The sequence below is a fragment of the Collinsella sp. AF14-35 genome (assembly GCF_003464565.1).
Taxonomy (GTDB): domain Bacteria; phylum Actinomycetota; class Coriobacteriia; order Coriobacteriales; family Coriobacteriaceae; genus Collinsella.
In genome coordinates, this window is the sequence record NZ_QRZD01000063.1 from 365 (window position 1) to 594 (window position 230).

1 pseudogene is annotated in these 230 nt (G+C 65.2%); it reads left to right on the forward strand.

Annotation, left to right across the window (positions count from 1 at the left end):
- Positions 1 to 156 (forward strand): annotated as a pseudogene (locus DWW12_RS10080) (glucose-1-phosphate thymidylyltransferase); the annotation flags it as partial.
- Positions 157 to 230: the final 74 nt, after the last annotated feature.

Here is a 230-nt window from a genome sequence, read left to right on the forward strand (position 1 = left end):
CCCGTGTCCGTGCCCGAGGAGATCGCCTGGGAGAACGGCTGGATCACGACCGCCGAGCTCGAGGAGGCAGCGAAGGCCTACGGCAAGTCGGTCTACGGGCGGCACCTGAAGAAGGTCGCCGCCGGCGAGATCGTCAACAGCCCGCGCGAGTACTAGGAGGAACCCCTCATGTCCGAGATCTTCGAACCCAAGAACATCATCGTCACGGGCGGCTGCGGCTTCATCGGCAG